Raw genomic sequence first — 9,562 nt, 5'->3', positions numbered from 1 at the left:
GTTCTTGGTCAGATACACCGGTTCCCCGGACGATTTGCATAGATCGGCGATTTCATTATAGTTTTGCCGGATACTGGCAGAAGGCTTGATAATCATCTTGGTCACTCCTTGCATAGCTGTATATTGATTTTATTATACCTATTACATGCTATACAATCAATGCGGTTGCGCTTATCCTCACTCTATTCACATCTTATCCACATGCTGCGAAAATTTTCCGTAACCCAAAAGAAAAGACACCAACCGTTCAGCGTCTACCGCTATCGGGATGGTTCACCGCGTCTTCGTCGGAATTCCATCAAATCGTTGTTTATATCCTTTCCGAACTTAGGCGGCTCATCGGATATGAGAAGGGCGGGGGAGAGGAGCCTCTGTATCGTGGCTGCCGCCAATCGCCCCGGCTCATCATTATCCAGGTGCAGAACAAGTCGATTTACTTGGGGAAAGCACTTCAAGTAATGCGTTAGGGCAGACGGGGGAGTAGAGTCCTCCCCATTTGTCCTGGGCCTGTATATGCCGGCCAGCGACAGCTTATGCGCCTGCCGCCAATCCCGGCCGGCAAGATGTTCCAGCGTACAGTAAGATAAAAGATCAATGGCGCTCTCAAACAGATGAAGTACCGTACTGTTTTCCGAGGCCGGAATAGAAAACGAATACCGCTTGTCGCTGCCAGCCGCTTCCCCCATATAGCGGGTGCTTGTCGTACCGCGTATCGCCGCATAGCGCGGCGTCCCTTCCCGGTCAAAACCGACGAATACCGCGTTGTGATAGCGTCGGCTTTCATACAAGCGCCCCGTTTCGAGACAGTAGTCGATCAACGTGCGATGGATACCACGTTTGCTGAGATAGGCCATGACGCGATGCGATGTATGATTCGGTTCTGGAAGCTCAAACCGCGCTGGAGAAGAGCGTTGTTGCAAAGATTGCGAAAATGCAGGTGCGCTGCCCGGATGAACGCCTTCAATTTGCAGCACCGCATCGGGAAAAGACATGCCGCGCACTTTGATCAAGTAATCCAGCGCCGAGCGCCCGCCGATTCCCCTTGACCACCAGTACCATTTGCCGTTGGAAATTTTCAAGCTGTCATGTGTTCGGGTGGTATAGACATTGCGGGAGCAACGTACCAGTTCCGCAGGCTCGTACATTTGCAAATACGTGAGCAAATCCAATCTTTTTGCACGTTCGATCTGTTCCTTGTTTACGTAGCTCATTGCCGCAGCCCCTTTTGGAAATCGAAGCAGCGTCCGATGGGTATATTGTTCATCGTGCCTTACCCCGCTTTTTGGGGTACGTATAAGCTCTGCCTTCCTTCAACTTCGTAACTCCATTCTTTTTCATGAATGCGTCTAAATCGCCTTCATAAACATGACTGGTTACCCCGTTTGAGTCGCGGATGTAATAATACGTGTCGCCAAATCCGTTCTTCTCTTTGGATATCAACTCCAACGATGGCACGGCTTCTCCCTCCTCGATCAAGCCGGTTCCGTAACAAAAAGGCGGTAGAATCGGACAAAAGCATCCGCCGCTTGGGATGTCATACAACATGTTCATTCCTCCGGAAATGAGAAAAGGACCTCTAAATCGGAGTCCATTTCGTCATGTGATTTTAACAAGTGACCTACATTCGCCTATATTCGACCTGTAAATGCTACGCATCGAAGTCATAATTCCCCAAACTACAAAAAAGCCTGCCGCGCGATGAAGCGCAACAAGCTTTCAAAAATAATGTATCCGGTTTTAGGTCGAAAAGCACGAAAGATACATCTCTAAATGAACCTATCAAAGTAAACTAGTTCGGTATTATTATTGGATACTGGCAAAGTCCATGATTTTACTTTTAGACCGCCTTAAATCATAATATTTCCCTTGCGATTCAACCAACGGATTGATCAGGTCATCTGGATGGAGCATCACAATTCGAGCCACTTTACCGTCTGACAACAGAACTGAATCTCCAATCATTCTGTTCATCAAGTTAGTAATGAAGCATTGTACGATCACAGGGTTAAACAATCCGAATGCTCTTTGATAAATCTCCTGTAATACTTGGAATAATGGGATTGCTTTCTTATATACCCGCTCTGAAACCATCGTATGAAACACATCGGCAACAGCCACAATCTTACTAAAATATTCTATTTCTTCACTAGACTTCCTATAAGGATAGCCGCTACCATCTTCTCGTTCATGATGTTGTAGGGCAACCAGAGCTTGTTGATCCGTCATGTCTGGGAGTCTAAGAATCATCTCATACCCGTACACCGTATGAAGCTGCATTTCAGCATACTCATCCGAACTTAATTTACCTGCCTTTAGTAAAATCGAGTCAGATATTTTTGTCTTACCTACATCATGTAACAATCCCGCAACAGCAAGGTCATTTAACTCCGTCTCTTTCAGACCTAACCATTTTCCAATAAAATAGGATAGCACCGAAACGCCAATACAATGTCGATACGTATAATTATCTTTCTTTCTTAATCCCAATATTACATTTGAAAAATTATAATTGGAACACAATTCATGGATCTTTGGCATTACCTTTTGACGAATCATTTGATTTGAAGGCTTCTCGGCGCTATGATTTATCTTTTCGTATATAAAATGAACCTCGGAGATTGTTTCATCTATTATAAATTCGGTAACAAGTTGGGTGTCCTCATCCAACAAATTAATACCATGTTGATTCAAGAGGTCAAGATTATGGTAACTTAATACACTGTTCTTAGGTAAAAGCAAGCTGCCTTGCCTAGAATAAATATTGGTATTTAATTTTCTTCCAATAAACGATGTATTGTCTATAGGAATCACCCACTTTCCTAAGCCAGTCGTATGATACTAGTACGATCAAAAGTCATTTCTTCTACTGGCTCAAAGATATCTGTACTATACCGATCAACAGTTACTCTACCTTCAAACATTTTCTTTACAATAACCTTTTTTGTTGCTTTTAAGATTGTTCCAACTCCAGTGATTCCACCTACATACATCGCAGAAATGGTGTCACCAGCTTCAAGATTAGAGCCTCTGCAAACAGAATTATCTAGGAAGAAGATGATATTGCCCGCGGAATATAGATCACATTGAATAACACCTTCTCTTCGAATCAAAATATCCCCATTTGACTTTAATGTAGAGTTTTGAGCTTGGTTAATATTTATCTGAACTTGTGATTCTTGGCTTAACGCAACTCTCATGTAAGCTTCTTTCAATACTCGAATGAAATCTTCCATTCTTGGAACTGACATCACTTTAACAATCTTAGTCGGCAACAAGAATAATTCCAAATAATCTTTCAATTGCTGCATAGCGTCCTTATTATAAGTCTGAAGGCTTGAAATAACGCCAAGCAGTTCCTTCACAACTTCCCAAACCTGCTGATATTTGCTCTCAATTACTAACAATAATACTTGTCCATACTTAACTTGTAGTTTCTTTTTACTAATTTCATTCATTAACAACTTTACACTTTCTGCCATTTTTTCAAGGAAACCCAACAACTGTTTGGAACCGTTATAAAGTCTGTTGAAAAGCATGCCGAAATATCCCGAATAAAGATTGCTTCCAATTACATTACCCTTCACTGCAATACTTCCTGTGGCCGTTAAGGTTGAGTTGAAGACACTGCCAGATATATAAATGTTCCCAAGTGACTCAATAATCATGTTGTCCATGACATCGCCATACACAATAACGTCTCCAGCAAAAACGATATTACCTGTTTGCAAATCAACATTCCCTGGTACAATGAAGGCGGTGTTAATATCGAAATACTTTATCTTGTTACCAGTTATTCGCGGTCTTCCTTCTTTCCGAGCAATCACGATATCGTCTGGTGTTATTTCAACACTTTCTTTCCCAGCAATGCGAATATCGTGAACAGGTTCAGGAAGTAATATATTTCCAAAGACGTCATACCTGCCTGACCGTCTACGGGGGGTGTCTTCTTTGCTATTACATCTCCGCTTTTGACAGAAGGAATATTCAAATGATTCTTAAAATCCACAAAACCTCTTACCTCTGTAAATATGTTCTCGATATTTTCCGAAAAGAAAATATCTAAACGAGCATCTTGACCCTGCACCGGGGCTTTTCCTCTGGCGATGGTCACTGGTCTATATGTAGGTTGAATAATCTCGGTTTGAATAACTGCAACATCAAGATTCATTTTGATATTCATGTTTTCAACAACCGCGAGAATATCCTGCAAGTTTAGTGTTTCCAAAATAATCGCTGAATCTTCTTTGGCAGTAAGGGTCAAATCTAAAGTTGAGGTATTATCAGATAACACCCACGCATACCTCTGTGGACGATGAACAATTAAATACGCTGTTAACTTATCTTCTGAAACTTCAATCTCGAATAATGGCTTTTCTTCAATCTTCCACTCAATGACGCTTTCTGATGATACTTTAATCCTTTTGTGGATCTCTTGACCATCCACAAATAGGATCACAGGTGAATGGGCCTCGATAGTCGGAACCTTACCCCCATTTAAGGGATTTACGACGATGATTTTACCGTGTTCAACTCTGATATATCCATCCACTACTTGACCATTGTTAATCCCCCTTACAGAAGATGACCCCATCCGTTCACTTTCCGACTCTTGGGAATCTTGGTCGAGTTTCTTCATTAGCTTCAATACTTCTTGCTCACTGATAAAGTCTGACATACGAATCACCTCATCGACAGCAGTGAGAACTAATTTTCTAGAGCAACTGTAACTAATCCTAAAAATTCATTGTTGTCGAATGGTTTTGAAATAACCGCAATGCCTTTAATCAATCTAGAATCATTTCCTAACGCATCAGTGGAAGCAGTGCACAGCAAGACTTTGACTTCAGGATCAACTTTTGTGATTTCTTCTATAAGTGAAATGCCATCCATGACTGGCATTCGATAATCGACTATCAACAAATCGGGTTTTGCATTGAAATAAGCGTTTAATGCCTCTTGACCGTTCTTCGCTTGTAAAACGACTTCATGACCTGCATCCGTAACTAGGGCTGAAATCAATAATCGAACAGAAGGATTATCGTCTGCGATCATAATTCTCGCCATAGGCATCCCTCCAATAGAAAATCAAGAAAGTAATGTTTTAGAGGCTCAACTCACCTTCGGTAACTTGGCTACCGTAGAATTGTCTTCCCTAGTCCCAAAATTTCACCCCCCTTCTTTTCAATAGCGTTTCCGTTTCGTTTATGAGAACTTTAAAGTTAGCTTTTATATTTACAAAACGAAAACAGCTCAAAAATTTGTCAAAATCCAAGTATAGTTTTAACATCACCTAACACAAAAACGACAAGAATCGACGTAATATTTGTATGGTTCAATATTACTACAGATATTCATCTAAATAAACCCATTTTGTAGAGTATACTCCGTAGTAATTCCCCCCATACTAACTAAAGATAAAGCTTTAAAGGGGGGCAACTATGGCAATTGAACTATCGTTTGCTAAAATTCTGAAAACGTTGAGGATTAATAATAAGTTGAGCCAAGAGGAACTTGCCTTTAGAAGTAATCTTGATCGAACTTACATCTCAATGTTGGAAAGAGGTATTCATCAGCCGACCATTTCCACTTTATTTGCCTTGTCAAAAGCTCTAAACATCAAAGCTTCCGTGATAATTCAACTTGTCGAGCTTGAATGCGAAAATAAGAATGAATCATAACAGCAATAATAAACGCATTTGAGTACAACAAGAAGATCGAAGATTTGACTCTGCCCCCTGTGTTCCTTAGTAAAAAATCGCATTGTAGGGAATTGATACCCCGACAATGCGATTTTCTTACTTATACCGGTAGATCGACTTAGATGTTACTGAATCTCCGCAATAATTGCATTCCATCCTTTAGACCAGCAAAATATACCCACTCTTTTTCAAGTGTACACCGATGGTTAAAAATGTCTTCCCACTCGAGAAGAAGATCCAAATGGGCTTGTGATAATTCATCCTTAAGCAGCTTTTGTATTTCGTTCTGCCTAAATCGGAATTGTTCAACCTCCATTTGACTTCCAGCTTCCTTAGCAACTTCAATAAAGCGTTGATCAAAAGCTGGTCTTAACCATTCTGGACCTATATGATGCATATTTAACCCTCCTTTCATTCAGAATGTACCGATGTTACAGCGACAGGAGGGGTACCTCAAGTAATTATTGGAACTCTTCTATGTTTACAGTTTACTTTCCTGATTCTTAACTCTCCATCTCCAACAGTTCCTTGATCCAAATTTCATACGGCATCCTCACCAATGGAGCTTTAGAGAGAGTAGTATTGTTGAGATCATCGGTTGATGGTGCAACCCCCAACTCGCCATCATCGGAATATTTCGGAGATAATTTTACTGCTGGAAAAATCGCACGTATATCTCCTCGCTAGCGCTTTCAATCTGGTCGAATACGACCTCCATTCGTGATAAATACGTCGATTCCAAGTACGTCCCCTTCCTGCTTCCACTATAACAGGAAGCAAGAAGAGGAACGATGGTATCAACCCGTTATCGCTCACGGCTCACCATCCGCCATTCCAGCGCTTCCGGTTCTTCGTCCGGCACGCTGTCCACGGCTTCGTTCTCCCGTTTGTCCATATTCAGCAGGGCATTCAGTTCCGCAAGCCGCGCCGATTTCGTTTGCAGCTCCTGCTCCTTCTCAAATGGAGCCGCGATTTGTTCCTTCGCCGTTTCCATTTGCAGACGCAAGGTGGCAAGCTGCTCGCGGGCATGCTCCAGCTTCGCAGGCAAGTCGGACAAGGCATTGTTGATGCGGCTTATGTTACCGCCTGCATCCGCTCCGAGCGTCACCGTATGACCGAGCGCGCCGCGAAGCGTGACCTTGTACTCCTTATGGAAGCTGTCAAAGGACAGCCACAAGGAAAATCCCCGGTAGCTGCCGAATTCCTGCGGATCGGGCGATGTCATTCCTTTGCAAGCGTCCAGCAAAGCCGCGCCCGCTGCCGCCCTCTCCGTATAGGTGAAATCCTTGATGACCATGCCGGGAAATTTATCTGTCCCATCCGCCTCGGATGACAGAGAACGTGTATACAAAGCAACGTCCTGTTCATAGCCGGCAATTCGTTCTACGGTGGACTTGATCTGTTGCGGCAGCAGCTTGAGCAGACGATCTTCCAGTGCATAACGTTGGCTCAAGTGGTTCGCTTTGAGTAGCTTAAGTTTGGATACCTGGATGTCCAGGTCCATTTTCTCCTTGATGTACGGATTGCCGGTCGCCAGCGCCTTCACCTCGGCATAGGAGAGAGCCGTCTCGTCAATATCCTCGGCGGAACGAACCGGCGACTTGCTGGTCATGATCTGCGAAATGAAGCGCTGCTTGTTCTCCAGTGTCTGATATAGGTACGCGTCGAACGTGTTCTCCGTCACATAGCGAAAAATATGCACTTCGCTGTTCTGATTGCCTTGCCGGATAATACGCCCGCTGCGTTGCTCCAGGTCGCGCGGACGCCAAGGGTAGTCGAGGTCGTGAAGGGCAATCAGCTTCGTTTGCACGTTCGTGCCCGCCCCCATCTTGAACGTCGATCCGAGCAGTATCCGAACCTGTCCGCTGCGTACTTTGGAGAACAATTCCTTTTTCTTGACCTCGGTATTGGCGTCGTGAATATAGGCGATTTCCTCGGCAGGAACACCTTTCTCCATCAGCTTGCGCCGCAGCTGGTCGTACACATTGAAGGCACCATCCTGTTTCGGAATGGACAAATCACAGAACACCAACTGGGTCAAACGCTGCTCCTGATGTTCCGTCCAATACCGGTAGATATTGTCCGCGCAGGCGCTGACTTTGCTGCCTTCGTCGTCGGGAAGCAGGGGATTCGCCAGCCGCTGATCGAGCGCCAGTTTGCGTCCGTCATTGGTGATCGTCAGCATGTTGTCCTCGTGCGGCTCCACTTCTTTCGCCCGCACCCGTTCGGCGCGGCGGGCGAGATCCGCAACCATGTCGCGTTGAAAATCGCTCGGCGGCACGGCCACATTATGGAAGTGGGCTTTCGGCACGGGAAGCTGGAGCATGTCAGCCGTCTGGATGTCGGCCACTTCCTTGAACATATTCATCAGTTCCGGCAAATTGTAAAAACGGGCAAACCGGGTTTTTGCCCGATAGCCCGTTCCTTCCGGCGCAAGCTCGATCGCCGTAACAGTTTCACCAAATGTCGAAGCCCATGCGTCAAAATGTTGCAATCCCTGCCGCTTGAGCCGCTCATATTGCAAGTAGCGCTGCATCGTATACATCTCGGTAATCGAATTGGAGATTGGCGTCCCCGTCGCAAAGATGATACCCCGGCCTCCGGTCAGTTCGTCCAGATAGCGGCATTTGGCAAACATGTCCGACGACTTCTGCGCTTCGGTTTGCGACAGTCCGGCCACATTGCGCATTTTCGTATAAAGAAACAGGTTTTTGTACGAATCGGCTTCGTCCACGAATAGCCGGTCTACGCCCAATTCTTCAAAGGTCACGACATCATCCTTCCGGCTGGTATCGTTCAGCTTCTCCAGCTTGATTTGCAGCGTCTTTTTCGTTTTTTCAAGCTGCTTGATCGCATAGCGTTCGCCTCTGGCTTCCTTGAGTTCCCGGATGCCGCTTGTAATCTCCGAAATCTGTTCGTACAGTTGCTGTCGCTGCCGCTCCGTCGAAATCGGTATTTTTTCAAACTGCGAATGGCCGATGATGATGGCATCATAATCGCCTGTAGCGATCCGCGCGCAAAACATTTTGCGGTTTTTCGTTTCAAAGTCCTTTTTGGTCGCCACCAGAATATTCGCCGACGGATATAGCTGCAAATACTCCGCCGCCCACTGTTCGGTCAGATGGTTCGGAACGACCAGCATGCTCTTGTTGCACAGTCCCAAATGCTTGCTCTCCATCGCTGCGGCGGTCATCGCGAAGGTTTTTCCTGCGCCGACACAATGAGCGAAAAGGGAGTTGCCGCCGTACAGCGCCCGGGCAATCGCATTGACCTGGTGCCGGCGCAGCCGGATTTCCGGGTTCATCCCGGTGAATCGGATATGACTGCCGTCGTATTCGCGTGGGCGGATGGCATTGAACCGGTCATTGTACAGCCGCGTCAGCCGTTCGCGCCGCTGCGGGTCTTTCCATATCCAGTCGCGGAACGCTTCTTTCATCATCTCCTGCTTTTGCTGGGCGATGGCCGTTTCCTGCTTGTTCAGCACACGCTTTTCCACGCCATCCTCATACACGGTGTCAAATACGCGCACGTCACGCAAATTCAGCGTATCTTCGAGAATTTTGTACGCATTGACGCGATTGGTGCCGTACGTGACGTTCGCCTTGATATTGTTGCTGCGGTCATCGCTTTTGCCTTTGACGTTCCAGGCAGCCGTATATTCGGAATACATCACGTTGATGTAGGTCTGGTACATCGGCGGCGTGTCCACCAGTTCAAACAGAAATTGCCGAATGTCTTCCGGCGGCAGCCAGGTTGCGCCCAAACGGACATCAATTTCGGAGGCGTCCAGGTCTTTCGGCTGCACCGCTTCAAGCGCTTTGACGTTTTCGCCGTAACGTTCGGCATCGTATGCCGCAAACTGT

Annotated in this window: 9 protein-coding genes; 1 reads left to right on the top strand and 8 read right to left on the bottom strand. The window is 45.5% G+C overall.

The window, feature by feature from the left end; all coding sequences use genetic code 11:
• Window positions 1-260: 260 nt before the first annotated feature.
• The 6 genes from SD70_RS31715 to SD70_RS31690 form a co-directional block, all read right to left on the bottom strand.
• A complete protein-coding gene (locus SD70_RS31715) occupies window positions 261-1,211 on the bottom strand; it encodes a DUF3991 and TOPRIM domain-containing protein (protein ID WP_041052601.1) in 951 nt (316 codons plus the stop codon).
• Window positions 1,212-1,260: 49 nt separating this feature from the next.
• Window positions 1,261-1,545 (bottom strand): hypothetical protein, encoded by a 285-nt coding sequence (locus SD70_RS31710; RefSeq protein ID WP_041052599.1) that lies wholly within the window; start codon window positions 1,543-1,545, stop codon window positions 1,261-1,263.
• A 258-nt stretch (window positions 1,546-1,803) separates the two neighbouring features.
• A complete protein-coding gene (locus SD70_RS31705) occupies window positions 1,804-2,811 on the bottom strand; it encodes an HD-GYP domain-containing protein (RefSeq protein ID WP_231571717.1) in 1,008 nt (335 codons plus the stop codon).
• 8 nt (window positions 2,812-2,819) lie between these two features.
• On the bottom strand, window positions 2,820-3,824 hold the full coding sequence (locus SD70_RS40035) for a FapA family protein (protein ID WP_041052597.1): 1,005 nt from the start codon (window positions 3,822-3,824) through the stop codon (window positions 2,820-2,822).
• A 14-nt stretch (window positions 3,825-3,838) separates the two neighbouring features.
• A complete protein-coding gene (locus SD70_RS40030) occupies window positions 3,839-4,675 on the bottom strand; it encodes a flagellar assembly protein A (protein WP_041052596.1) in 837 nt (278 codons plus the stop codon).
• A 29-nt stretch (window positions 4,676-4,704) separates the two neighbouring features.
• Window positions 4,705-5,064, bottom strand: a complete 360-nt coding sequence (locus SD70_RS31690) for a response regulator (RefSeq protein WP_041052594.1) — start codon at window positions 5,062-5,064, stop codon at window positions 4,705-4,707.
• 374 nt (window positions 5,065-5,438) lie between these two features.
• On the opposite strand from SD70_RS31690, the gene SD70_RS31685 reads away from it, so the two are divergent.
• A complete protein-coding gene (locus SD70_RS31685; RefSeq protein WP_041052592.1) occupies window positions 5,439-5,678 on the top strand; it encodes a helix-turn-helix domain-containing protein in 240 nt (79 codons plus the stop codon).
• A gap of 139 nt (window positions 5,679-5,817) precedes the next feature.
• Here SD70_RS31685 and SD70_RS31680 read toward each other — a convergent pair whose 3' ends face one another.
• A complete protein-coding gene (locus tag SD70_RS31680; protein WP_041052590.1) occupies window positions 5,818-6,096 on the bottom strand; it encodes a hypothetical protein in 279 nt (92 codons plus the stop codon).
• Between the two features lie 408 nt (window positions 6,097-6,504).
• On the bottom strand, window positions 6,505-9,562 hold a 3,058-nt coding region (locus tag SD70_RS31675; protein ID WP_041052589.1), incomplete at its 5' end, for a helicase-related protein.

Source organism: Gordoniibacillus kamchatkensis (assembly GCF_000829455.1).
GTDB lineage: Bacteria > Bacillota > Bacilli > Paenibacillales > NBRC-103111 > Gordoniibacillus > Gordoniibacillus kamchatkensis.
This window is presented reverse-complemented; position numbering and strand designations above follow the sequence as displayed.

Coding starts and splice junctions, on each gene's coding strand:
- SD70_RS31715 (WP_041052601.1), bottom strand. CDS start 1,211: ATGAGCTACGTAAACAAGGAACAGATCGAACGTGCAAAAAGATTGGAT.
- SD70_RS31710 (WP_041052599.1), bottom strand. CDS start 1,545: ATGTTGTATGACATCCCAAGCGGCGGATGCTTTTGTCCGATTCTACCG.
- SD70_RS40030 (WP_041052596.1), bottom strand. CDS start 4,675: ATGTCAGACTTTATCAGTGAGCAAGAAGTATTGAAGCTAATGAAGAAA.
- SD70_RS31690 (WP_041052594.1), bottom strand. CDS start 5,064: ATGGCGAGAATTATGATCGCAGACGATAATCCTTCTGTTCGATTATTG.
- SD70_RS31685 (WP_041052592.1), top strand. CDS start 5,439: ATGGCAATTGAACTATCGTTTGCTAAAATTCTGAAAACGTTGAGGATT.
- SD70_RS31680 (WP_041052590.1), bottom strand. CDS start 6,096: ATGCATCATATAGGTCCAGAATGGTTAAGACCAGCTTTTGATCAACGC.